Annotated in this window: 24 protein-coding genes and 1 tRNA gene; 11 read left to right on the forward strand and 14 right to left on the reverse strand. The window is 71.0% G+C overall.

Annotation, left to right across the window (positions count from 1 at the left end):
• Positions 1-59 precede the first annotated feature (59 nt).
• Positions 60-545 carry a Fic family protein gene (locus ACI2LY_RS04560; protein WP_404705835.1) on the reverse strand — a complete coding sequence of 162 codons (486 nt, stop codon included), beginning with the start codon at positions 543-545 and terminating at the stop codon, positions 60-62.
• A 163-nt stretch (positions 546-708) separates the two neighbouring features.
• A complete protein-coding gene (locus ACI2LY_RS04565) occupies positions 709-1,446 on the reverse strand; it encodes a hypothetical protein (RefSeq protein ID WP_404705836.1) in 738 nt (245 codons plus the stop codon).
• A 213-nt stretch (positions 1,447-1,659) separates the two neighbouring features.
• On the opposite strand from ACI2LY_RS04565, the gene ACI2LY_RS04570 reads away from it, so the two are divergent.
• Together ACI2LY_RS04570 and ACI2LY_RS04575 are read left to right on the forward strand one after the other, a co-directional pair.
• On the forward strand, positions 1,660-3,018 hold the full coding sequence (locus ACI2LY_RS04570) for a diacylglycerol/lipid kinase family protein (RefSeq protein ID WP_404705837.1): 1,359 nt from the start codon (positions 1,660-1,662) through the stop codon (positions 3,016-3,018).
• The gene (locus ACI2LY_RS04575) at positions 3,011-3,658 is read left to right on the forward strand and encodes a phosphatase PAP2 family protein (protein ID WP_404705838.1); all 648 of its coding nucleotides are present in this window, start codon (positions 3,011-3,013) and stop codon (positions 3,656-3,658) included. The genes ACI2LY_RS04570 and ACI2LY_RS04575 overlap by 8 nt, the downstream gene beginning before the upstream one ends.
• On the opposite strand, the gene ACI2LY_RS04580 is transcribed toward ACI2LY_RS04575, so the two are convergent.
• A complete protein-coding gene (locus ACI2LY_RS04580) occupies positions 3,597-4,178 on the reverse strand; it encodes a dihydrofolate reductase family protein (RefSeq protein WP_404705839.1) in 582 nt (193 codons plus the stop codon). The genes ACI2LY_RS04575 and ACI2LY_RS04580 overlap by 62 nt on opposite strands.
• Positions 4,179-4,348: 170 nt before the next feature.
• Between ACI2LY_RS04580 and ACI2LY_RS04585 the strand changes: the two genes are divergently transcribed.
• Positions 4,349-4,723 carry a DUF6896 domain-containing protein gene (locus ACI2LY_RS04585; RefSeq protein WP_404705840.1) on the forward strand — a complete coding sequence of 125 codons (375 nt, stop codon included), beginning with the start codon at positions 4,349-4,351 and terminating at the stop codon, positions 4,721-4,723.
• Between the two features lie 4 nt (positions 4,724-4,727).
• Here ACI2LY_RS04585 and ACI2LY_RS04590 read toward each other — a convergent pair.
• Together ACI2LY_RS04590 and ACI2LY_RS04595 are read right to left on the reverse strand one after the other, a co-directional pair.
• A protein-coding gene (locus ACI2LY_RS04590) for an IS5 family transposase (RefSeq protein WP_404705841.1) occupies positions 4,728-5,536 on the reverse strand; the annotation gives its coding sequence in 2 pieces (ribosomal slippage) (positions 4,728-5,197 and positions 5,197-5,536; 810 coding nt in all).
• A gap of 77 nt (positions 5,537-5,613) precedes the next feature.
• A complete protein-coding gene (locus ACI2LY_RS04595; RefSeq protein ID WP_404705842.1) occupies positions 5,614-6,195 on the reverse strand; it encodes a GNAT family N-acetyltransferase in 582 nt (193 codons plus the stop codon).
• 185 nt (positions 6,196-6,380) lie between these two features.
• On the opposite strand from ACI2LY_RS04595, the gene ACI2LY_RS04600 reads away from it, so the two are divergent.
• Both ACI2LY_RS04600 and ACI2LY_RS04605 read left to right on the forward strand, forming a co-directional pair.
• Positions 6,381-7,310 carry an ornithine cyclodeaminase family protein gene (locus ACI2LY_RS04600; protein ID WP_404705843.1) on the forward strand — a complete coding sequence of 310 codons (930 nt, stop codon included), beginning with the start codon at positions 6,381-6,383 and terminating at the stop codon, positions 7,308-7,310.
• A 10-nt stretch (positions 7,311-7,320) separates the two neighbouring features.
• Positions 7,321-7,725, forward strand: coding sequence for a hypothetical protein (locus ACI2LY_RS04605; protein ID WP_404705844.1), 405 nt, complete (start codon positions 7,321-7,323; stop codon positions 7,723-7,725).
• 112 nt (positions 7,726-7,837) lie between these two features.
• On the opposite strand, the gene ACI2LY_RS04610 is transcribed toward ACI2LY_RS04605, so the two are convergent.
• Complete coding sequence (locus ACI2LY_RS04610; protein WP_404705845.1) at positions 7,838-10,186, reverse strand: discoidin domain-containing protein; 2,349 nt, start codon at positions 10,184-10,186, stop codon at positions 7,838-7,840.
• Positions 10,187-10,428: 242 nt separating this feature from the next.
• Here ACI2LY_RS04610 and ACI2LY_RS04615 point away from each other — a divergent pair, with 242 nt between their 5' ends.
• Entirely contained in the window at positions 10,429-10,851 is a 423-nt protein-coding gene (locus tag ACI2LY_RS04615; protein WP_404705846.1) for a hypothetical protein, read from the forward strand.
• Positions 10,852-10,883: 32 nt separating this feature from the next.
• Here the strand turns inward: ACI2LY_RS04615 and ACI2LY_RS04620 are convergent, their stop codons facing one another.
• A complete protein-coding gene (locus tag ACI2LY_RS04620) occupies positions 10,884-11,600 on the reverse strand; it encodes a helix-turn-helix domain-containing protein (protein ID WP_404705847.1) in 717 nt (238 codons plus the stop codon).
• Between the two features lie 235 nt (positions 11,601-11,835).
• Here ACI2LY_RS04620 and ACI2LY_RS04625 point away from each other — a divergent pair, with 235 nt between their 5' ends.
• Positions 11,836-12,501: a DUF4097 family beta strand repeat-containing protein gene (locus tag ACI2LY_RS04625; RefSeq protein WP_404705848.1), complete on the forward strand. Its 666-nt coding sequence runs from the start codon at positions 11,836-11,838 to the stop codon at positions 12,499-12,501.
• Between the two features lie 39 nt (positions 12,502-12,540).
• The gene (locus tag ACI2LY_RS04630) at positions 12,541-13,347 is read left to right on the forward strand and encodes an alpha/beta fold hydrolase (protein WP_404705849.1); all 807 of its coding nucleotides are present in this window, start codon (positions 12,541-12,543) and stop codon (positions 13,345-13,347) included.
• 285 nt (positions 13,348-13,632) lie between these two features.
• Here ACI2LY_RS04630 and ACI2LY_RS04635 read toward each other — a convergent pair.
• A tRNA-Pro gene (locus ACI2LY_RS04635) sits at positions 13,633-13,706 on the reverse strand.
• Between the two features lie 106 nt (positions 13,707-13,812).
• Between ACI2LY_RS04635 and ACI2LY_RS04640 the strand changes: the two genes are divergently transcribed.
• Positions 13,813-14,331: a DUF309 domain-containing protein gene (locus ACI2LY_RS04640; protein WP_404705850.1), complete on the forward strand. Its 519-nt coding sequence runs from the start codon at positions 13,813-13,815 to the stop codon at positions 14,329-14,331.
• A gap of 10 nt (positions 14,332-14,341) precedes the next feature.
• Here ACI2LY_RS04640 and ACI2LY_RS04645 read toward each other — a convergent pair whose 3' ends face one another.
• Together ACI2LY_RS04645 and ACI2LY_RS04650 are read right to left on the reverse strand one after the other, a co-directional pair.
• Positions 14,342-14,542, reverse strand: a complete 201-nt coding sequence (locus tag ACI2LY_RS04645; RefSeq protein WP_404705851.1) for a hypothetical protein — start codon at positions 14,540-14,542, stop codon at positions 14,342-14,344.
• Positions 14,543-14,747: 205 nt separating this feature from the next.
• Entirely contained in the window at positions 14,748-15,629 is an 882-nt protein-coding gene (locus ACI2LY_RS04650) for an SDR family oxidoreductase (RefSeq protein WP_404705852.1), read from the reverse strand.
• Positions 15,630-15,755: 126 nt separating this feature from the next.
• On the opposite strand from ACI2LY_RS04650, the gene cobF reads away from it, so the two are divergent.
• Complete coding sequence (gene cobF / locus ACI2LY_RS04655; protein WP_404705853.1) at positions 15,756-16,529, forward strand: precorrin-6A synthase (deacetylating); 774 nt, start codon at positions 15,756-15,758, stop codon at positions 16,527-16,529.
• Here cobF and ACI2LY_RS04660 read toward each other — a convergent pair.
• The 4 genes from ACI2LY_RS04660 to ACI2LY_RS04675 form a co-directional block, all read right to left on the reverse strand.
• The gene (locus ACI2LY_RS04660; protein WP_404705854.1) at positions 16,486-17,259 is read right to left on the reverse strand and encodes a cobalt-precorrin-6A reductase; all 774 of its coding nucleotides are present in this window, start codon (positions 17,257-17,259) and stop codon (positions 16,486-16,488) included. The genes cobF and ACI2LY_RS04660 overlap by 44 nt on opposite strands.
• 21 nt (positions 17,260-17,280) lie before the next feature.
• Entirely contained in the window at positions 17,281-18,042 is a 762-nt protein-coding gene (locus ACI2LY_RS04665) for a sulfite exporter TauE/SafE family protein (RefSeq protein ID WP_404705855.1), read from the reverse strand.
• A gap of 46 nt (positions 18,043-18,088) precedes the next feature.
• A complete protein-coding gene (locus tag ACI2LY_RS04670; protein WP_404705856.1) occupies positions 18,089-19,600 on the reverse strand; it encodes a long-chain fatty acid--CoA ligase in 1,512 nt (503 codons plus the stop codon).
• Between the two features lie 74 nt (positions 19,601-19,674).
• Positions 19,675-20,862 (reverse strand): thiolase family protein, encoded by a 1,188-nt coding sequence (locus ACI2LY_RS04675; protein WP_404705857.1) that lies wholly within the window; start codon positions 20,860-20,862, stop codon positions 19,675-19,677.
• 190 nt (positions 20,863-21,052) lie between these two features.
• On the opposite strand from ACI2LY_RS04675, the gene ACI2LY_RS04680 reads away from it, so the two are divergent.
• Positions 21,053-21,874, forward strand: a complete 822-nt coding sequence (locus tag ACI2LY_RS04680; RefSeq protein ID WP_404705858.1) for a lysophospholipase — start codon at positions 21,053-21,055, stop codon at positions 21,872-21,874.
• Positions 21,875-21,878 lie beyond the last annotated feature (4 nt).

Raw genomic sequence — 21,878 nt, forward strand, 5'->3', positions numbered from 1 at the left:
GGCTCAGATGTTGGCCCCTGGCGCTGTCGACATCCAGTCCCGGACCTCGGTGGGGTCGTTCACGCGGGCCCACCTTCACGCCGAGCGTCACCGGCACCGCCACTTCGGCTCGATCGGCGCTGTCGGCGCCGGTTGAGCACGCCGACAAGGCCCGCCAAGTCCGCCGCCCCCGCCGCATCGTCCGCATACCGGGTGACCTGGAGCGGCCCGACCTCCGGGAGGACAACGCCCTCGCGGGCCAGGACGTGGACCAGGGTCAGCAGCGCCGCGCGGGCGTTGCCGTCCGGGAAGGGGTGGAAGAAGGCCACGTCGAGGTAGGCCCGGGCGGCGCGGGCCGACAGTGGGAGTTCCGTGCCGGTCGCCCCGCGCAGGCAGGCGGCGAAGTCGGCCCGGGTGTGCGCGGTCAGTGCGTACCGCTCGCGGCCGGCCTTGGCGTAGGCGTCGGCCGAACGGAACGGTGCCTCCGTGCCGAGGACTTCACGCTGCCAGCCCGACAGCAGGGCGAAGTCGAGCGGGGCAGCCCGCACGGCATCGGCATGTGCCATGGCATGCGCGGCAAGCAGACGCTCTGCCCGGATGGGGTCCCGGCGGCGGACCGGCCCTTCGCACCACGCCCGGAATCCATCGGCAACGGGCAACACCCCGTGCAGAGCGGGTGCTTGATGCCACGCGACCTCACCACGAATCCGCAGCCAGACCGCCAGACTGTCAGGCTCGGTCATGGAGATTCTCCAGGTCTTCCCGCTCACGGTGATCCCGGTAGGGCGGGTGACCGGTGAGGTCGACGGCCAGGTTCTCGCCGACGGATTCGACCAGGGCACGGCCGGGGTCGGCCCAGCTCTTGAACCGGCCCCCGATCGCGCGGTCCACCGCCTGATCGGCCTCGACCCAGTCCATGCCGGTGGAGGTGAGGAACCAGCCGATGGCCAGCGCGGCCTGGCCGTACCAGCCGCCTTCCGCCCCGGAGTCCAGGACCATGGTCACCAGCCGGACGCTCGCCCGCTCCAGGTACCAACTCCGGTCCTCGGCGGAGGCATCCGACGGCGGAGCAAGCCGCGCGAACCGCTGAGCCATCTCCTCCAGCCACGCGCGCCACTCCAGCAGCGCGGCCACGGCGCGGGTCGCGGTCTCGTCCGGGGTCGTCACCGAGCTTGTCCCGGTGACCCAGCTGCCGATGGGTCCGCCGTGCCGGTAGCACCAGTTCCACCCCTGCGCCCAGTTCCCGTAGCGGTCCCGGATGATCGCGTCGATCTGGTGCGCACACCACCATTCCGCCTGCCACCAGCCCGCCATGCCGGAGAGCACGGGCGGCACCCACTCCCGGACCAGCGCGCGAAGGCGGGCCTCCTCGGCCGGGTCCCAGGCGAACGGGTGGCGCGCGGGGTCGACCTCGGCCCAGTTCCGGATGTCAGTGGGGCGCGGCACCAGGTTCTCGGGGAGGGGCACGGTGTCACGGTTGTACGTCAGGGTCGGCCCGCTTTCTCTGTCGGCTGTGCTCAGCCTGCGAGTCTCGGCCCACGAACATCGAGTTGGCGAACGATTATCCGACTGTACGGCCGACGGGTGCCTCACCCGTACAGCCGTCCGGGACGCTCGCCACTCGGGCCACTGCGCCAGGCTGGCGTTGCGGGACGAACCGAGATCCTCCGGGAGGGCTTCATGGGCGGGGCACTGAAGGCGCGGTTCCGGCCGGGGCTGGTCGCCCGGCTGCTCGCGCGGTGCGCCGTGGTGGCGGCGATCGGTGCCGTGGTGGTGCTGCTGCTCGCGCTGGGCGGAGGCGGTCTGCTCGTGGCGGTGGCCGGGGTCGTCGGGCTGGTGCTCTGCGCGGCGGGCGTCTGGTGGTTCGTGGCCCGGCGCGGCGTGGTGCGGCTGTTCGGGGCGCTGGTGGCGGTCGCCGCGCCGGTCGGCGTCCTGGTGTTCCTCACGCGGAGCGGTCTGTGGCTGATCGCGCTGATCTCCGCCGTGTGCTGGGCGGTCGCGGGTGTCACGGGCCGCGCGGCGCTGCGCAGGGCGCGGCCACCCCGCTCGCAGCGGCCCACCCGGGCACACCGCCCGAAACGGCCGGTGCTGATCATGAACCCGAAGTCGGGCGGCGGCAAGGTCGGCAAGTTCGACCTGGTGAAACGGGCGGAGCAGCTCGGCGCGCGGGTGATCCTGCTGGACCCCGAGGACCCGGCCGACGTGGGCAAGCTGGCGCGTGAGGCCGTGGCCGACGGCGCCGACCTGCTCGGCGTCGCGGGCGGCGACGGTACCCAGGCGCAGGTCGCGGCCGTCGCCGCCGAGCACCACCTGCCGTTCCTCGTGATCTCCGCGGGCACCCGCAACCACTTCGCCATGGACCTCGGCCTCGACCGCGCCGACCCCGCCCGCTGCCTCGACGCGCTGACCGACGGCGAGGAGATCCGGGTCGACATCGGCGACGTCTCCGGCCGCCCGTTCGTCAACACGGTGTCCTTCGGGGTGTACGCGGACATCGTGCAGAGCCCCGAGTACCGCGACAACAAGACCGGCACCGCCCTGAACCTGATGCCGGACCTGCTGGCCAGGGAGGGCGTACGACGGCTGGACGCGAACGTGGACGGCACCACGCTCGACGACCAGCAGGCGCTGCTGGTCAGCAACAACCCGTACGTCTCCCCCGACGAGCTGAGCGGCGGCGGGCGGCGGCCCCGGCTCGACAGCGGTGAGCTGGGCGTGATCGGGATCAGGGTGGAGAACGCGGCCCAGGCGGCGGAGCTGGCCGTACGGGGCTCCCAGGCGCCGGGGCTCACCGTGACGACCGCACGGCGGGTCGAGGTGACCGCCGGGGAGCCGCAGATCCCGGTGGCGGTGGACGGCGAGGCGCTGTGGCTGCGCTCACCGGTCGCGTGCTCCGTACGGCCGGGCGCGCTACGGGTGCTGCTGCCGCGCGACCGTCCCGGCGTGCCGCCACCCGCACCGGCCGTCGACTGGCGGAAACTGCTCGACCTCGCGTTCGGTCCCGCCGAGCGCACAGCACCAGGAGAGAACCGTGCCTGACCGGAACACCGTCCCCGCCGTCCTCGGCGACCTGCGCGCGGTCGACGGAGCGCTGTACGCGGCCGTGGCCGCCACGCCCACCCCCGCGCTGGACCGTGCGCTGCGGAGGGTGTCGCACGCGGCCGACCACTCGAAGATCTCGTTCGGTGTCGCGGCGGCCCTCGCCCTGCTGCCGGGCCGCCCCCGCCGCGCCGCGCTGGCCGGGGTCGCCTCGGTCACGCTGGCGTCGGCGGCGGCGAACCTGTTCGGCAAGCGGATGGTGCGCCGCCACCGCCCCGACCGGGAGGAGGCGCAGGTGGCCGTGGCCCGGCACGTGCCCATGCCCGCTTCGGCGTCCTTCCCCTCCGGTCACACCGCCTCGGCCACCGCCTTCGCGACCGCCGTGGGCGTCGTACTGCCCCCGGCGGCGGCCCCGCTGGGCTCGCTCGCGGCCGCCGTCGGCTACTCCCGCGTCCACACCGGCGTGCACTATCCGGGCGACGTCGCGGCGGGCGCGGTCCTCGGCTTCGCGGCGGCGGCGGTGTCGCTGGCCTTGGTACGCGGCCTCTCGCAGCGGGGTCATTGCTTCAGCATGTCGCCTACTTCTGGAGCAACGCTCCGCGCGCCACGCGATAGCGGAGGTAGCGGACTCCTGAGCTGAACGCGCGGGTCTCGACGAGTTCGAGATCCACCCGGCGCTCATGCTGCGGAAAGAACGGAATACCGCCACCGACCAGCACCGGGTGGACCCTGACCCGGTACTCGTCGATCAGCCCCGCCGCGGCCGCCTCGGCGGCGAGAGTCGGGCCGCCGATCGCGATGTCGCCCTCCCCCGGCGCGGCCCGCAACCGCTCGATCTCCTCCGCCAGGCCGCCGGAGGCCAGCCGGGCGTTGCCCCGTACCGTCGACAGCGTGGTGGAGAACACCACCTTCGGAAGCGGCTTCCAGAGAGCGGCCCACTCGCGCATCGAGTCGTCGAGCGAGGGGTCCTGGTCGGCGGTCTCCCAGTACAGCATCGTCTCGTACAACCGTCGCCCCAACAGATGGACGCCGACCTGCCGGATCTCGTCCGTGACGAACCGAAAGACCTCCTCGTCGGGCGCCGCCCAATCGAAGTCGCCGTCCGGCCCGACGACATAGCCGTCCAGGGACACACCCATCGAGCAGGTCACACCGCGCATCGAAACCCCTCCTCGGGAACAGCTCCGACACTACGACCGCCGGTCGCCTAACTGATCGTTTCAGAATGCCGTCCTGCGGAGACGCTGGCGGCCTCATGGAACAATCCCTTCAGCCGCGGGCTCAGGGGGGATGACGCCGTATGGAACGGGTTGGGGCTGCACGGGAGCTCGTGCTCGGTTACGTCCACGCTCTGAACGCAATTGACGAGGCCATGAGGGTGGCGATCCCCTCGCTGGAGCGACTGGGAGATGTCCTCGGCTTGGTCCGCTCGCGCCGGATCATCAGCCGGAGTGGACGCGTCGGCACCTACTCCTACACGGTTCATGGGGCAGGGTGCCGCTTCGTCAGCGACGACGGCACTGAGGTCGATGTGGATTTCGCAGCCGACGGGAGCGAAGTCTTCGACCTCTGGCGGCTGCGCTGCTATGGGCTGAGCCTGCCGGAGCCTCTTGACGTCACGGATCAGGACCTTCGGTCCGCAGTGCGGTCCCTGCAACCGCTTCTGGACGAGGTGCGGCCGGGGTGGTTCAGCGTCGCCAACTGATCGCTCAGGATGAGGTTCGCAGGCGGCGCAGGCATATGAGGCTGCAGGCCAGTTCGAGCAAGCCCCGATGGAGATCGGCGCGGCGCTCGTAGCGGGTCCGGAGCCGTTTGAACTGGTGCAGCCAGGCGAAGGTGCGCTCGACCACCCAGCGCACCTTGCCCAGTCCGGAACCGTGGGCGACGCCGCGTCGCGCGATCAACGGCTTGATGCCGCGCTTCCACAGCAGGCGGCGGTACTTGTCGAAGTCGTAGCCTCGGTCCGCGTACAGACGCCGGGGCCTGCGGCGGGGGCGTCCCCGTAGTCCCCGGATCGATGGGACGGCGTTCACCAGTGGCAGGAGCTGGGTGACGTCGTGTCGGTTCCCGCCGGTCAGCGTCACGGCGAGCGGAGTTCCATGGCGGTCGACAATCAGGTGGTGCTTGGAGCCGGGGCGGGCGCGGTCGACGGGTGAGGGGCCGACATGATCCCCCCTTTAAGGGCCCGGACGTGGGACCCGTCCACGTAGCAGTCATCCAGGTCCAGCAGGCCGGCGCGTCGAAGCTCGGTTAACAGGGTGGCATGCAGGCGCGGCCACACGCCAGCCTCGGTCCAGTCCCGCAGCCGACGCCAGGCCGTTACTCCGGAACAGCCCACAGTCTCCGCGGGGACATCGCGCCACGCGACACCAGTCCGCAACACGTACATGACGCCGGCGAGCGCCGCCCGGTCGGGAACACGCAGCCGCCCGGGATAGCGGCGGCGGCGCTCGGGAGCGGGCGGCAGCAGCGGGGCCACCCGCTCCCACAGGTCGTCAGGAACAAGATCAGCACGCACTCCGGACACCCTGCCGACCAAGATCGGCGAGGGCAAGACCCGAGCTCAACTCATTCTGAAACGATCAGTAAGGCTGGTCAGTTCGTCGGCGGGACCGGAACCGGAACGGCCGTCGGCTGCCACTCCCGCCTGATCAACCCGAACACCCACGAGTCGGACACCTCACCGTTCACGACGCAGTCCTCCCGCAAGGTCCCTTCGCGTACGAAGCCGATCTTCTCCAGTACCCGGGCGGATGCCGCGTTGCGTGTGTCGGTCTCGGCCTGAACGCGATTCAGGTCCAGGGCGTCGAATGCCCACCGCAGCAGGGCGTGCGCGGCCTCCGTCGCGTAGCCGTGTCCCCACATCGCTTCGTCGAGGACGTAGCCCAACGACGCGCTGCGATAGTCCGGATTCCATCCGGTCAGACCGCACCAGCCGACGAAGACCCCGTCAGAAGCGCACTCGATGGCCACCCGGGCCCCGGTGCCTTCGTCCGCCATCTTGTCGCACCTGTTGATGAACCCTTCGGCACGGGCCCGTTCGACCCACGGCGGGGAGTCCCAGTAGCGCATCACGTGCGTGCTGCTGTGCAGGGCGAAGAGCGGGTCCGCGTCGGCGTGGGTGAAGGGGCGCAGTCGCAGGCGAGCGGTGCGCAGCGTCGGGGTGGCCAGGCTCATGCGCACCATCTTGTGTCCTCGTGGGCGGGCAGAACACCGAAATATCCGGTGCGGGTCGCTCGCCTGGGCCATCGGTCGTCGGTCACGAGACGGACCTGGTCCACGACCGTGGACGGAGGTCCTGGCGGAGCCTCCCTTGGCAGACTGACCTCCTCTTCCCGCCGACGTGAACGGGGTGTGTACCGGTGCCTGTGCGGCTGTTCGACGACAACGACGTCCGTACCCGGATCGATGCCGGGACGGCGGTCCGGGCCATGCGGACGGCAATCCTGGCGCACCACGAGGGCACTGTGCAGGCGCCGCCGCGTGTACGTGCCGATCTTGGCGGCGGGCACCTGGTCATCACAGCCGGGCAGCTGCGCGAGCAGGAACTGTTCGGCTTCCGGGCGTACGACACCCTTGTCGGTGCGGAGCAGTTGGTGGCCGTGTGGAATACCCGGACTGGCGAGCTGACCGCACTGGTGCGTGGTGCGGAGCTGGGCGCACGACGGACCGGCGCGATCGGCGCTGTCGCCGTGGAGGTGGCGGCCTGCCCCGGCCCTGTCCGCGTGGGCATCGTGGGCGCCGGTGCACAGGCGTGGACGCAGCTATGGGCCATGCTCGCGGTACGAGAGGTCGAGGAGGTCGTGATCGCGGCTCGTCGCCCCGAACGCGCCGAAGCCTTCGCCCACAGGGCCGCCGATGAGCTGGGAGTAAGGGCGCGCGCGGCAAGGACGGCCGAGGACGCCGTACGCGATCGGGATGTGGTGATCGTGGCCACGAACAGCGCGGTGCCGGTACTGGACGCCGCCTGGATCGCCCCGGGGGCACATGTGAACACCATCGGCCCCAAGACTGCCTCCCGGCACGAACTACCCGCCGCCCTGGCTCACCGTGCCTCGGTGGTCATCACCGACTCCCCGGCACAGGCGGCCAGTTACCCCGAACCACTCATCTTCGCCGCCGACCGCATGGTCGACCTCGGCGCTGTACTCGCCGGGGCGGTGCGTGTCCGTACCGAGCCCGATCAGATCACGGTCTTCGGTTCCGTCGGTCTGGCCGGGACCGAAGTCGCCCTCGCCGCCACACTTGTACGTCGTCCACCCCGCCCGTCCAGTGCCGTCGTGACCGAATAGGTAAGCCGAAATGATCACACCTCGAACCGTCAAACAAGCAGCGGTACTTGTCGTTGCCGCAGTCCTGATGAGCGGTTGTTCGTCAGAGGACCCGGCACAGGCCGAGGAGTGGCGACGGGACTACTGCACCAAGTTGGGCTCCTGGCAGGACGTGGCGCACGCCGCGACAAGCGGCGCGGCGGACGCCGGTGACGGGCAGGATGTCGAGTCGCCCGACGCCGACGACGCCGCATCGACAGGGCGCGCGGTCGTCGATGCCGCGAAGAGGCTTGACCGGGCAGGTCTGGAACAGGGTGGCACCTACATCCTCGATGACACGGACGACGCGGTCGGCGGCGACACCGGGGCGGAGAGTCGTGCGGTGTCCTACTGCGACCACTCGGGCTTCGAGACCTTGGTCAGGTCGGCCGGCTAGGCGAAGTGCCCCCGCGCTCTGATCCACCGGCACCCCGACACCGCAGGCGGTCCCGCTCCGGGTCAGGTTTCCGGAGCGGGACCGCAACGAAGACGCGGGCAGGGCGCGTCTGTCAGCCCGTGTACGCCTCCAGCTCGGACAACTGTGCCGCGGGCCAGCCGGTGTTGGCGGTGATTGTCACGCGGAGGTAGCGGGTCGGGGTGCCGGACAGCATGATGGTCGCGGTGTTGCCGCTCGACGGGTTGAAGGTGTACCCCGCCGACGGCTTCAGCGTGCCGAAGGTGGAGTTGTCGGTGCTGCCGAGGACGCTCAGCGTCTGGGTGCGGGTGGCCCAGGCCGCTGCCGGGGGCAGCTTGAGGACGACGCGTTTGACCGCCTTCGCCGCGCCCAGGTCGACGGTGACGGACTGCGGGAAGGCGTTGTTGGCGCTCTCCCAGTACGTGTCCGCGTTGCCGTCGACGGCCTTGGCGGCGGGGTAGACGTCGGTGTGGCTCGTCTCGGTGACGGGACGGTTCTTGGCGAGGTTGACGGTCGGGTCGGTCGGCGGGTCCGTGGGGGGATCGGTGGGCGGGTCGGTCGGTGTGGTGCCCCCGCCGGGTACTCCGCCGTTGGTCCACTTCGGGTCCGGCCAGGTGCCGGTGCAGGCCGGTGGGTCCGCGTACCAGCCGCTGTTGCCGGTGCCGCGGGTGATGACGAAGCCGGAGCCGACGCAGTTGTGGATGGGGTTGGACTGGGCGATGTGCGTGGCGGTGACGTTGGTGAACGAGGCGTTGCCGGGTGACTGGATCTGCAGGGCGTAGGTGCCCGCCCCGTCGATCCGGACGTTCTCGAAGTGCAGCCCCTTCGTCGCGCCCTCGATGTTCATGATGGCGGCGTAGGAGCTGTCGAGGATCTCGGTGTCGGTGATGTTGACCGTCGCGTCCAGCGCTTCGTTGAGCCCGCTGAACCAGACCGCGCCGACGCCGAACTGCCAGTTGTAGTCGTTGTTCCCGGCCCGGATCAGGGTATTGCGGGCGGCTGTCGTGGTACCGGAGACGGCCGTACCCTGACCGGAGTTGACACCGGGATACCGGTTGGCGACATGCAGGCCGCCGCCGTTGGTGATGGTGTCCGCCATCACGTTGTCCGAGATGGTGATGTCCTTGCCGCCGTACGTGACGATGTTGTTGGCGAGGATGGGCAGGATCACCGTGTTGAAGGTGAACTTGTTCTTGACGTTCGGTATGGCTTCGGCCCACATGGCGAGTCCGTCGTCACCCGTGTTGCGTACGAACGTGTTGGTCACCGTGGAGTTGGTGACACCCATGTGGAAGTTCACGCCGTCCGCGGTCTGATCCAGGATGCGGCTGTTCTTGATGGTGAAGTCGTCCATGGGGCCGTCCATCCAGGCCCCGCACTTGGTGTGCTGCATCCACACGTTGTCGACGGTGGAGTTGGACATCGCACCGCCGATTGCGTTGACCTGGTCGTCGTCGACGCGCTCGCGGATGTCGCCGAGGATGGCGAAGTCCTTGAGCGTGACGTTCTTGCTGCCGCCCTGGTTCGCGTACTTGCCGTACACGCCCACGGCCTTCGCCCGGTTCACCGGGTCGCGGCCGGTGAGGACGCTGTACCAGGGACCCGCCCCCGCCAGGGTCACCTGGTCGACGACTATGTGGTCCCGCACCTGGAAAGTGCCCTGCGGTATGTAGACCGCCCTGCCCTGCGCCTTGCCCGCGTCGACCGCCGCCTGAATCTTGGCGGTCGAGTCGGCCGCCCCGGTCGGGTCGGCACCGAAGTCACCGACGACGTCGAGGGCTCCGGACGGCTTGCCGAGGGGCGCGCCCACCTGCTCGAAGTCGGCGAGGTCGATGGTGAACGTCGGTGAGGCGCTGGTGGACGACACCTGCAGGCGCACCTTGGTCCCGATCGGCAGGGTCGAGCCGAGCAGGGTGCGGGTCTCGTCGTAGAAGTGGTGGGGGTTGGTGTCGCCGGGGTTGTTGTTGAACGGATAACCCCCGTAGTACCAGCCGTACTTGGAGGTCACCGGAACGCTCTTGAGCTGGTTCCCGTCGATCTTCAGGTCGAGGCTGGCATCGCGGCCGGTGCCCGCGGAGTTGTCGGGCAGCGAGTAGCGGAACGACATCGCGTTGGCGGGCGCGGTCAGCGTGAACTCGACGTACTCGCCCGGCGCGTCCAGTGTCACCGCCTGCCGTCCGGACGCCTCGGAGGGGAGATGGCCGTAGAGGCGGTCCGGCCCGATGAGGGTGCCGTTGGTGGCGGCGTACTCGGCCTCCTGCTCCTTGAACGGGACGTTCGCGCCACGGCCGGATATGCCGACCGGGGACGGCGCGGGCACCCCGGCAGCGGCGGCGTCGGGTGCGAGCGCCACGGCGACGAGGGTGCCCGCCGCGGCCAGTGCCAGCGACACGCTCGCCGCCAGGGATCGGCGCAGGGGTCTGCGGTTGGGGGGTGAGGTCATGGGTGTGCGTCCTTAGGGCTCGTGGGGTGAGCGGACGCAAGAAAAGTAGGAGCGTACGGAAATGAAGTCTATGAAGCTGCGCAAGATTGTTACAGGACGCCGCAGATTCTCGACGGCCGACCGCCCGCCCACGCGCCGCCACCCCCGTTGATCCACATGGCAGGATGACCGGACCGGCGGGGGAAACATGGTCCCTGCGCTGATCAAGAGCGTCATCGGAAGAAAACGGCGGGGTCCCGGACATGGCTGCTGAGTGGTACGTCCTCATCGAAGAGGACACTCGGGTGACGGAGTACGTCGACGGCAACCAACTGAAGCTGCACCGCTGGATGTTGACGGGCACCCACCACATCGGCGGCGACGAGGCGCAGGCCGTCGCGGCGGCCGAGGACGCGGCCTTGCACTACATACCGGGGACCATCGCCCGGCACGCCAAGCCGGGGGACGAACCGGCCCGGCACGCTCTGCTCGCCCAGGACGGCGCGTGGGTGGTGATCGTGCGGCAGCGCCACCGCGAGTGCCGCATACGCGTGACGACGGCCCGGCTCATGCACTCCCAGGAGGAGAAGGAGGCTCCGCCGAAGACCCTCAAGCAGACCCTCCGCGGCGCCCTCCAGGCCCCGCCGACGCCCCTGAAGCCCTGGGCGCCGCCCGGCCAGGGCTGAGGCTCACCACCAGACCCCCACCACGGGGACTCCTACGTCTCGGGGTCGGTGTGGAGGACTTCGCGGGCCTGTTCGGCGGCGCGGGTGATGCTTTCGCTGATGAAGTCGAGGAAGCGGGCGATGTTCTCCAGGCGGGTGGCGGCGGGGGTGTGCGGGCCGAGGACGGCGACACCCCGGCGGGCCGTTTCGACGAGCCGGTCGTTGGCCCGGGCGCTGGCGATCGTCGCCTGATAGAAGAGCTCGTCGTCGACGACGTAGCGGTCACGGCGGCGTTCGTCGCGTTCCCGGCGGACGAGACTCTGACTCTCCAGGAAGGCGATCGCCTTGGAGACGGACGACGGGCTGACCTGGAGACGCTGGGCGAGCTGAGACGCGCTCAGGCTGCCCGCGTCGGTGGTGAACAGGCAGGTCAGCACACGTGCCGACATCCTGTTCAGGCCCGAGCCCATGAGGACGGCGGTGAACGTCTCCTCGTACTCGGCCATGGCGTCGGCGTCCCGTCCGTGCGGCTGCGGGGCCGACTCCGGCCCCCGGGAGGCGGCCGACCTGCGTCGGTGGGCGCGGCGTTCGGTGGCCTGGTGGGCCAGGTCGGCGCGGTAGGCGGTGGGTCCGCCGTTGCGCATCACCTCGCGTGTGACCGTCGAGGTCGGACGGTCGAGGCCGCGGGCGATCTCGGCGTACGGGAGGCTGTCGGCCAGCCCCAGCGCGATCTGCCGACGCTCCTGATGGGTGAGCCTGCCTCCCGGCATCGCTGCCTCCTCATTGATCCTTCGTGACGGTCTCCGAGCGCTCACAGTAGCGTTCACTTCGCATTCATTGCAATGAACGCGCCAGCTGACGTTGCATTACCTCCGAGACCATTGCAACACTTTATGGGCTCCTAACTGCATAGATGACTTCCCAGTGCAACAAGTACGTTGCCCAATCATGGAACGCAACGTAGCGTTTTCGATGTCAGAAACGACGAGCACTCGGGAGTAGACGATGCAGAAGTTCGACACCCCGGCCCCGATCTCCGCCGTCCTGGAGATCCCCGCCGGACGCGTCCGGTTCATCGCGGCTCAGCGCGCCGACACCACCGTCGAGGTGCTGCCCGCCGACCCCGGGAAGAGCCGGGACGTCAAGGCCGCCGAGCAGACATCCGTCGCCTACGCCGACGGTGTCCTGCGGATCACGGCCCCGGCCCCGGACAGCCGCCTCTTCGACCCCTCCGGGTCCGTGGAGGTCACCGTCCAGCTCCCGGCCGGTTCCCACGTCGAGGGCAGGGCCGACGGCGCCGAACTCCGCGGCGTCGGGCGCCTGGGCGACCTCTCCTTCGAAGGCGCGTACCGCCACATCAAGATCGACGAGGCCGCCGGTGTCCGTCTCACCGCGATCGACGGCGACATCGAGGTCGGTCGCCTCGGCGGCCCCGCCGAGATCAGCACCACGCGGGGCGACATCCGGATCATGGAGGCCCGGAGCGGCACGGTCGTGCTCCGTACCCAGGCGGGTGACATCTCGGTCGCCGCCGCCACCGGCGTCTCGGCGGCCCTGGACGCCGCCACCGACCACGGCCGCGTCAGCAGCGCCCTCCAGAACGACGGCACCACCGCGCTCGAGATCCGCGCCACCACCTCGAAGGGCGACATCATCGCCCGCAGCCTCTGACGGAACACCGCCGGAACTTTCCAGGACCAGGGGGAACGCATGACGAAGAACAGCACTTCCGCGAACGGTTCGCAGTGGACCGGCATGGTGCCGGTCGAGGACACGGCCCTCGCCGTCACCGACACCGGCGGCCCCGGTATCCCGGTGGTCTACCTCAACGGCCAGTTCGCCACTCAGGGGTACTGGCGGCGGGTCATCGCCGAACTGGGCACGGAGTGGCGGCACATCACCTACGACGAGCGGGCCCGCGGCAGATCGAGGCGGTCGGCGGACTACTCCTTCGAGGCGGCCGTCCGGGACGTCGACGCCGTGCTCGCTGCCAGGGGGGTGGACCGGGCGCTGGTGGTCGGCTGGTCCTACGGAGCGGTCGTCGGGGCGCACTGGGCCGAGCGGAACCCGGAGCGCGCCCTGGGCGCGGTCCTGGTCGACGGCGCCTTCCCCTACGACTGGCTCGACGAGGCCATGGAGCTGCGCATCCGCAAGCTGTTCCGCCGCATGAGCTGGTTCCTGCCGCTGCTGCGCCCCACCGGCCTGGCCCCGCGCATGACCGCCGAGCAGCAGGCGAACAGCAACATCGAACTCGGCAGGATCTCCCGCGAGAGCGAACTGGGCCCGGTCCTGGACGGCATCACCGTCCCGGTGCGGTACGTGGTCGCCTCGGGAACGTCATTCGGCAGCCGCGGCGACGAACAGGAACGCATCCGCGCCGGTCTCGACACGGTGACCGGCCGCAACCCGAACATCCGGATCGCCGCGAAGGTCACCAGCAACCACGGCGCACTCCTCAAGAAGGACTTCGCGGCCATCGCCGGGGCCGTACGCGAGGTCGCCGCCCTCTCGAGTTGATGAGCTGATGGTGGGACGCGGGTCCCCGAAACGGCCGAACTCGGGGCAAAGGAGGGCTGGTCCACTCGTCCAGGTCGCGCATGATCGCCCGCGCCCGCGTCAGCGCGCCCGGGGCGTCGGGAAAGGAAGCGCACTCTGATAAAGCGTCGAAGACAAGGAGTCGGCCTCGCGGTTCGTGAGGATCAGCAGGGCCCTGACCAGGGTGGTCGTACTGGTCCCCGAAAATGATCAGCGGCCGCTTCAGAATCCCTTCTGAAGCGGCCCCTGACCCGCGACTTCGTAAAGTCGGGACGACAGGATTTGAACCTGCGACCCCTTGACCCCCAGTCAAGTGCGCTACCAAGCTGCGCCACGTCCCGATGCGCTCACTCGCGGTGACCCGCGTGATCGCGCGAACAGCACTTTACCCCACTTACGGGACTCCTCCGAAGCGGGTTAAGGGCGGGGAGGGGCAGAATCGGCCGCATGGCAGACGCAGACGGAGACGGAGACATCGGCGGGCGGGACCGGGACCCGGAGGGTCGGGCGCGCAACGCGCGGCCCCGGGACGGGCTGGGGCGGCCCTTGCCGTACGGGGCGGACGGGGTCGAGCGGCAGCCGGAGGGGGTCGTGCGCAGCCCGGCCGAGACGGTCGCGGAGGCGCAGGCGCTGTTGGACGCCGGTAAGCCGTTCCACGCGCACGAGGTGTTCGAGGACGCCTGGAAGTCCGGCCCCGACGAGGAGCGGGAACTGTGGCGCGGCCTCGCCCAGCTCGCGGTGGGCCTCACCCACTCCGCGCGCGGCAACACCACCGGCGGCGCCCGCCTGCTGCGACGCGGCGCTGCCGCAGTGACGGAGTGGTCAACCGAGCAGCACCAGCCCCGCCCCTACGACCTCGACCTCACCGGCGTGGCCTCCTGGGCCGGTGCCCTGGCCGACCGGGTGGAGCGAACCCCCACCCCCATCGACGCGGGTACCGAGGCACCCCGACTCCGACATACCTGAGCACCTGCGCTCACCGGGTCCGGATACCGGACGCCGATGCCCGAGCCACCTCGGCCTCGTACTGACCCGCGTCGAAGTGGAACGTCGGGGGCCGCACCCCGCCCTCGGGGACCTCCCAGTCGGACCACTCCACGATGTCCCCATGCCGTCGCACGAACACGGAGAGGTAGCCGCAGCAGCCGCCCGTGCACTCGGGCTCTCCCAACACCACACGCCGCCCCTCCCCGGTCGCTCGGAGGACCTCGTGCGCCAGCGGACCGCGTCCCCCCTCGCCCACCGCATCTGGCACCACTGCTTCACCGTCGACCCGCAACAGCAGCTGGGCGGGCCACCGAGGTCCCGGTGGCAACGAGCTGATCTGCAGTCGGTTCACCATCCACCCCCCATGTCGATCCTATTTTCGACGCCCGCGACACCTACGCCCTACGCCCCCGCAGCTCCTCGTCCGCCACGCCCCCGGCGCCCAGCAGGCCGGTCGGCGGAAGCGCGTGGTCGGCTTCCAGGCGGGGCAGCGCTCGGCGGGAGACGCGCAGCACGACCGGGGGGAGGATCGCGCGCCCCAGCTGGGCCAGCCGTAGCCAGGCGGGGACGTAGACGGAGGTGCGGCGGTGTTCCACCGCGCGGACCAGCCGTTCCGCGACGAATTCGGCCGGGTACACCTTGCGGGCGGGCGCGGGCATGTGGGCGCGGAGTTCGCGGAGTACGGGGTAGTGGTCGGCGTCGCGGGTCATGTCGGTGTCGGTCCAGTTGATGTAGGCGATGCCCACACCGACGGATTCGTGCGCGACCTCGGCCTGGAGCGCGTGGGCGAAGGACTCGACGCCCGCCTTGGAGGCGCAGTAGGCGCTCATCATCGGGGAGGTGCCGATGGACGCCAGCGAGGCCACCTGGAGGAAGTAACCGGACGTGGCCAGCAGGTCGGCGAGGAACGCCCGCGCGGTCAGGGCGCTGCCGACGAGGTTGACGTCGATCACCCGCCGCCAGGACTCCGGGTCGGACCCGGCGAAGGGGCCGCCCTCGGCGATCCCCGCGTTGGCGACGACGACGGACGGGCGGCCCAGCCGGTCCCGTACCTCGTCGGTGGCGCGCTCCAGGGCCCGGTAGTCGGTGATGTCGACCTCCAGGGCGATCACCGGCGGCGGGAGCGAGGCGGCCACTCCCTCCAGTTCCGGCCGCTCCAGGCCGAGCAGGGCGAGCCGGGCGCCGCGCTCGGCGAAGGCGTGGGCCAGGGCCGCGCCCAGTCCGCGCGCGGCTCCGGTCACGACGACGGTGCGGCCTGCGAGGGGGCTGTCGTACATGGGGCGCTGCCTCCGTCCGCCGGACCCGGCCGGTCCGGGCTCACCGGAAGGACCGAGTACCCACATGTGACGGGATGCGTCGACCCCGTACCCGGCCCGCCCGGAGCCGTGCGGCAGACTCGGGGCGTGCGAGAGATTCATGTCATCGGTATCGGCGCGGGCGACCCCGACCAGCTGACGTTGCAGGCGGTCAAGGCGTTGCGCGGCACGGACGTGTTCTTCCTGCTCGACAAGGGCGAGGTGAAGAGTGATCTGACGCGGCTGCGCCGGGACATCCTGGACGCGCATCTGCCCGAGGGCTCGTACCGGGTGGTGGCGGCCCGCGACCCGGAGCGGGACCGGCGGGCGGGCGGTGCGGCCTACTCCCCCGCCGTCGAGGACTGGCGCGCTGCCCGTGCGGGGATCTACGAGCGGCTGATCGCCGAGGAGGTCCCGGAGGACGGCACGGGCGCGTTCCTGGTGTGGGGCGACCCCTCGCTGTACGACAGCACGCTCGGCATCCTGGAGGAGGTGCTGGCCAAGGGCTCGGTCGCGTTCACCTACGACGTGGTGCCCGGCATCAGCAGTGTCTCCGCGCTGGTCGCCCGGCATCGCACCGGCCTGAACCGGGTGGCGCGGCCGGTACAGATCACCACCGGGCGTCGGCTCGCCGAGGGGTTCCCCGAGGGGGTGGACGACGTGGTGGTCATGCTCGACGCGCACCAGGCGTTCCGGGAGTACGCCGGGGACGACATCGACATCTACTGGGGCGCGTACATCGGCACCCCCGACGAGATCCTGGTGTCCGGGCCGCTCGCGGAGGCCGGTCCGGAGATCGAGCGGGTGCGGGCGGAGGCGCGGGAGCGCAAGGGCTGGATCATGGACACGTATCTGCTGCGCAGGCATCCCCGGGGGCAATGACCTCGGCCAGCCAGTCCAGTACGCCGTCCACGTCCGGCAACGCCCGTACATCAAAAGGGAGTTCAGGGCGGCGTACGACGACCACCGGCAACGACAGCGCGCGGGCGGCGGCCAGTTTCGGTGCCGTCGCCGCTCCCCCGCTGTCCTTCGTCACCAGTACGTCGATGCGGTGCGCCCGGAGCAGGTCCAGTTCGTCGGCGAGGGTGAACGGGCCGCGCGCCAGGACCAGTTCGCAGTGTGCGGGCAGCGGGGGCTCCGGTGGTTCCACCGAGCGGATCACGAACTGAGTGTCCGTCAAGTCGCGGAAGGCGGCCAGTCCGAGCCGTCCCGTGCTGAGGAACACCCGTTGTCCCAGGCGGGGTACGACCCGCGCCGCCTCCTCCAGGGAGGCCACGGAACACCAGTCGTCGTCGAGGCCCCAGCCGGGGCGGCGCAGGACCGCGTGCGGGACTCCGGTCAGCCGTGCCGACTCCGCCGCGTTCGCCGTGATCCGCTCCGCGAAGGGGTGGGTGGCGTCCACCAGCGCGGTCACCCGGTGGGCGCGCAGCCAGTCGGCCAGCCCCGGCACGCCCCCGAATCCGCCGATCCGGACCTCACCGTCGACCGCCCCCGGCCGGGTCACGCGGCCCGCGAGCGAGGTGGTGACGCGGACGCCGGGGCGGGCTGCGAGGGCGGTGGCGAGGTGGCGGGCCTCGGTGGTGCCGCCGAGGATCAGGACGTGCGCGGACATGGGGTGAGCGTACGCATCCGGTCAGGTCAACAGGAGTTCGACCGCCCCGACGACGGTCGCCACGATGACGATGCGGTCGAAGAGCCGCTGGTTGATCTTGTGGACGGCCCATCTGCCGAGGAACGCGCCGGGGAGCACGAAGACCAGCAACGCCGCGTCCAGCAGCAGTGAGTTGGCGTCGATCAGGCCGAGGGCGGCGCTGAAGGGGATCTTGGCGACGTTGACGATGAGGAAGAAGAAGGCGGAGGTGCCGAGGAAGCCCATCTTGCGGAAGCCCGCGGAGAGCAGGTACATCGACATCACCGGTCCGCCCGCGTTGGCGACCATGGTGGTGAAGCCCCCGGTCACGCCGTAGGCGGCGGCTGTCGCGCGGCCGGTCCGGGTGCTGACGTCCTCCGTCGCCTCCTGGCGCCGTCGCCACAGGGTGATGCCGGTCATCATCAGCAGGATCACGCCGATGGAGATCCGTACGATCCCGTCGCCGACGCGGGCGAGGAACAGGGTGCCCGCGACCACCCCGGCCGCGACGGCGGGGAACAGCCGCCACAGGGTGGGCCAGTGGGCGTGCCGCCGGTAGGTGAGGACGGCGAAGGTGTCGCCCGCGATGAGGAGCGGGAGCAGGACGCCGGTGGAGGCGCGGGCGGGCAGGACGGCCGCGAAGACGGCCAGGCTGACCGTGTTGGCCCCGCTGACCGCGGTCTTGGAGAAGCCGACCAGGAGGGCGGCGAGGGCGAGGGCGGCGAACTCCCAGCCGGATATGTGCCAGAGCGTCATCATGTTCATGCGGAGACCGATGCTATGTGCACACGTCCGGCCGGGCGCCGGGGGCTCAGCGTGCGGTGTACCGGGCGCGCAGTTCCCGCTTGAGCACCTTCATGCTGGGGCCGAGCGGGAGTTCGTCCGTGAACTCCACGCGGCGCGGGTACTTGTGCTTGCCGAGGTGCTCCTTGGACCACGCGGTGATCGCCTCGGCGTCGGGGGTGACGCCCGGTGCGGGGACGACGACCGCGCAGACCTCCTCGCCGTGCAGCTCGTCGGGCAGGCCGATGACGGCGACCTGGGCGATCTCCGGGTGCCGGGCGAGGACCTCCTCGACCTCGCGGGGGTAGACGTTGTAGCCGCCGCGGATGATGACGTCCTTCTTGCGGTCGACGATCCGCAGGAACCCGTCCTCGTCCTTGGTGCCGAGGTCCCCGGTGCGGAACCAGCCGTCGACCAGCGCCTCGGCGGTGGCCTCCGGGCAGCCGAGGTAGCCGGAGAACACGTTGTGGCCCCGGATGACGACCTCGCCCAGCTCGCCGGGCGGGAGGAGGTCGACGCGGTCCTCGACGTCCGCCCGGGCGATCTCGGCGTCCACGCCCCACAGCGGATGGCCGATGGTCCCGGCGCGGGTGCCGAAGACGGGCTGGTTGACGGTGGCCGCCGGGGAGGTCTCCGAGAGGCCGTACCCCTCGTAGATCCGGGCGCCGAACGCCGTCTCGAACCTCTCCAGCACGGCCACCGGCAGCGAGGCGCCGCCGGAGACGCACAGCCGCAGCTCGGGCAGGGCCGGGGCGTCGGCCGCGGCGGCGGCCAGCGAGACGAACATGGTGGGCACGCCGTGGAAGGTGTTGACGTGCTCGGCGACCATGATGTCGATCGCGCGGGCGGCGTCGAAGCGGGGCAGCAGGACGAGCGTCGCGCCCGCGCGCCAGGTGGAGTTGAGGGACACCGTCTGCCCGAAGGCGTGGAAGAGCGGGAGCGCGCCGAGGACGATGTCGTCGGGGCGGATGTCGTTGGCGTCGAAGGCGTTGACGGTCGCGTTCATCACGATGTTGAAGTGGCTGAGCACGGCGCCCTTCGGGACGCCGGTGGTGCCGCTGGTGTAGAAGACGACGGCCGGGTCGTCGGCGGACCGGGTGACGTACGAGTACGGCGGCTCGGCGTCCACCGCGAGCTTCTCCAGCTCCTCGCCGAGGACGACCACGCGGATGCCGAGGGGGTCGGCGGCCGCGCGGGCGGTGGCCTCCTGGGCGGGGTGCGCGAGCAGCAGGGTGGCGCCGCTGTCCTTGAGGACGTGCTCGACCTCGGACGCGGAGAGCAGCAGGTGGACGGGGACGACGACTGCGCCAACCGCCATGGTCGCGTAGTAGGCGAGCGGGAACTCGGCGGTGTTGGGGGCCATCAGGGCGACCCGGTCACCCGGCCGTACGCCGAGGGCGGTGAGCGCGCCCGCCTGGGCGAGGGAGTGCCGCCAGGCTTCGGCGAAGGTGAGGCGCAGGTCGCCCTCGACGAGCGCCGTCCGGTCGGGGCGGCGGCGGGCGTTCTCGGCCAGGATGGCGGCGACGGACAGGGTTGCCATGTGGTGCGGCTCCGTTTCCTGCGGTGCGACTCGTGCTGCGGAACTCCCCTGTGGGGAAGTCCCGTCGGGGTGGTTCAGGGGCGCTCCACCAGGACCGCGCTGCCCTGCCCGACGCCGACGCACATGGTGGCGAGGCCGCGTCCGGCGCCGGTGCGGCGCATGCGGTGCAGCAGAGTGGTGAGGATGCGGGCGCCGGAGCAGCCGAGGGGGTGGCCCAGCGCGATGGCGCCGCCGGTGGGGTTCACCAGGCCGGGGTCGATGCCCAGTTGGTCGACGGAGGCGAGGGCCTGCGCGGCGAACGCCTCGTTGAACTCGGCCTCTTGAAGGTCCTCGACGCGCCAGCCGACGCGGGCGAGCGCCTTGCGGGTGGCGGGGACCGGGCCGATGCCCATCACGTCCGGGTGGACGCCCGCCGAGGCTCCGGCGACATACCGGCCGAGGGATTCGAGGCCCAGTTCCTCGAGCGCGTCCTCGCTGACCAGGAGGAGTCCGGCGGCGCCGTCGTTCATGGGTGAGGCGTTGCCCGCGGTGACCGTGCCGTCCTTACGGAACACCGGCTTGAGGCGGGCGAGTTTCTCCAGGGAGGTGTCCTCGCGTACGCATTCGTCGCGGTCGACGGTGATGCCGTCCGGGCGTTCCACGGGGAGGAGTTCGGCGTCGAAGTGGCTGTTCTTGCGTGCGGTGGCGGCGAGTTGGTGGCTACGCAGGGCGAACTCGTCCTGCCGTTCACGGGAGATGCCGTACTTCTGGGCGACCTCCTCGGCGGTCTCGCCCATGGCCAGGACGCCGTGCAGGTCCTTCATCGCCGGGTTGGTGAGACGCCAGCCGAGGCGGGTGTCGTAGGTCTCCATGCGGTGCGGGAGGGCCTCGTCGGGGCGGGGCAGCACGAAGGGGGCGCGGCTCATGGACTCCGAGCCGCCCGCGATCACGATGTCCGCCTCACCGGCCGCGATGGTCCGGGCGGCGGTGGTGACCGCCTCCAGGCCGGAGGCGCAGAGCCGGTTGACGGTGGCGCCGGGCACGGAGTCGGGGAGCCCGGCGAGCAGGACGGCCATGCGGGCGATGTTGCGGTTGTCCTCACCGGCCTGGTTGGCGGCGCCCCAGTACACGTCGTCGACGCGGGCCGGGTCGAGGGCGGGCACGCCGCCGACCAGGTCGCGGACGACGGCCGCCGCGAGGTCGTCGGGCCGCACGCCGGACAGGGCTCCGCGCAGCTTGCCGATGGGGGTGCGGCGGGCGGCCGCGAAGTGGACGGGACGCAACTCGGGGACTCCTGACCGACGACGTTGTGGATCAGCCTGAACCTATGCCCCGCCGAGGCGGAGCGACGTGATGAGCAGCGACTTAATTAGCACTGCTAGTTTTGGGCTCTACCGGACTATAGACCGCACACCGGCCCGCTGGGAAGATCCTCCCGGAGTGACCCACGCGACCACGCCGGAGGAGACCCGCATGACCGACGTACGCGCCCACACCCGCCAGGGCGTCCACGGAGCACTGCACATCCGCGCCTGGCCGCACCCCGGCCCCCGCTACCTCGCCCTGCTGGTGCACGGGTACGGCGAGCACGCGGGCCGGTACGACGAGGTCGCCGGAGTGCTCACCGACCACGGCGCGGCGGTGTACGCGCCCGACCACCTCGGGCACGGCAGGTCGGCCGGGGAACGGGTGCTGATCGAGGACTTCGAGGACGTGGTGACCGACGTCCACGCGGCGGCGGACCTGGCCCGCGCCGAGCACACAGGTCTGCCGCTGGTCATGGTGGGCCACTCCATGGGCGGCCTGATCGCGGCCCGGTACGCCCAGCGGTACGGGTCCGAGCTGAACGCGCTGGTGCTGTCGGGGCCGGTGATCGGCGAGTGGGCGCTGCCCGGCCAACTGCTCGCGCTGGACGAGGTCCCGGACGTGCCGGTCAGCCTGGCCGCCCTGTCCCGCGACCCGGCCGTGGGCGCGGCCTACGACGCCGATCCGCTGGTGTGGCACGGCCCCATGAAACGGCCGACTCTGGTGGCCTTCGAACACGGGCTCGCGGCCGTGGCCGAGGGCGGCGACATCGGGGAACTCCCGCTGCTGTGGCTGCACGGCGACGACGACCGGCTCGTCCCGCTGCCGGGCAGCCGGATCGGCGTCGACCGCCTCGGCGCGGGCCGGGCCACCGCACGCGTCTTCCCCGGCGCCCGCCACGAGGTCTTCAACGAGACCGACCGGGCGAAGGTCTTCGCGGAGCTGACCGGCTTCCTGGACCGGGTGCTGGACGAGCGCACGGCCCGCTGAACCG

This window comes from Streptomyces sp. NPDC002176 (genome assembly GCF_044903645.1).
GTDB lineage: Bacteria > Actinomycetota > Actinomycetes > Streptomycetales > Streptomycetaceae > Streptomyces.

Coding starts and splice junctions, on each gene's coding strand:
- ACI2LY_RS04640 (WP_404705850.1), top strand. CDS start 13,813: ATGGCAGACGCAGACGGAGACGGAGACATCGGCGGGCGGGACCGGGAC.
- ACI2LY_RS04570 (WP_404705837.1), top strand. CDS start 1,660: ATGGGCGGGGCACTGAAGGCGCGGTTCCGGCCGGGGCTGGTCGCCCGG.
- ACI2LY_RS04615 (WP_404705846.1), top strand. CDS start 10,429: ATGGCTGCTGAGTGGTACGTCCTCATCGAAGAGGACACTCGGGTGACG.
- ACI2LY_RS04620 (WP_404705847.1), bottom strand. CDS start 11,600: ATGCCGGGAGGCAGGCTCACCCATCAGGAGCGTCGGCAGATCGCGCTG.
- ACI2LY_RS04610 (WP_404705845.1), bottom strand. CDS start 10,186: ATGACCTCACCCCCCAACCGCAGACCCCTGCGCCGATCCCTGGCGGCG.
- ACI2LY_RS04650 (WP_404705852.1), bottom strand. CDS start 15,629: ATGTACGACAGCCCCCTCGCAGGCCGCACCGTCGTCGTGACCGGAGCC.
- ACI2LY_RS04605 (WP_404705844.1), top strand. CDS start 7,321: ATGATCACACCTCGAACCGTCAAACAAGCAGCGGTACTTGTCGTTGCC.
- ACI2LY_RS04630 (WP_404705849.1), top strand. CDS start 12,541: ATGACGAAGAACAGCACTTCCGCGAACGGTTCGCAGTGGACCGGCATG.
- ACI2LY_RS04670 (WP_404705856.1), bottom strand. CDS start 19,600: ATGGCAACCCTGTCCGTCGCCGCCATCCTGGCCGAGAACGCCCGCCGC.
- ACI2LY_RS04580 (WP_404705839.1), bottom strand. CDS start 4,178: ATGCGCGGTGTGACCTGCTCGATGGGTGTGTCCCTGGACGGCTATGTC.
- ACI2LY_RS04595 (WP_404705842.1), bottom strand. CDS start 6,195: ATGAGCCTGGCCACCCCGACGCTGCGCACCGCTCGCCTGCGACTGCGC.
- ACI2LY_RS04625 (WP_404705848.1), top strand. CDS start 11,836: ATGCAGAAGTTCGACACCCCGGCCCCGATCTCCGCCGTCCTGGAGATC.
- ACI2LY_RS04560 (WP_404705835.1), bottom strand. CDS start 545: ATGGCACATGCCGATGCCGTGCGGGCTGCCCCGCTCGACTTCGCCCTG.
- ACI2LY_RS04660 (WP_404705854.1), bottom strand. CDS start 17,259: ATGTCCGCGCACGTCCTGATCCTCGGCGGCACCACCGAGGCCCGCCAC.
- ACI2LY_RS04680 (WP_404705858.1), top strand. CDS start 21,053: ATGACCGACGTACGCGCCCACACCCGCCAGGGCGTCCACGGAGCACTG.
- ACI2LY_RS04665 (WP_404705855.1), bottom strand. CDS start 18,042: ATGAACATGATGACGCTCTGGCACATATCCGGCTGGGAGTTCGCCGCC.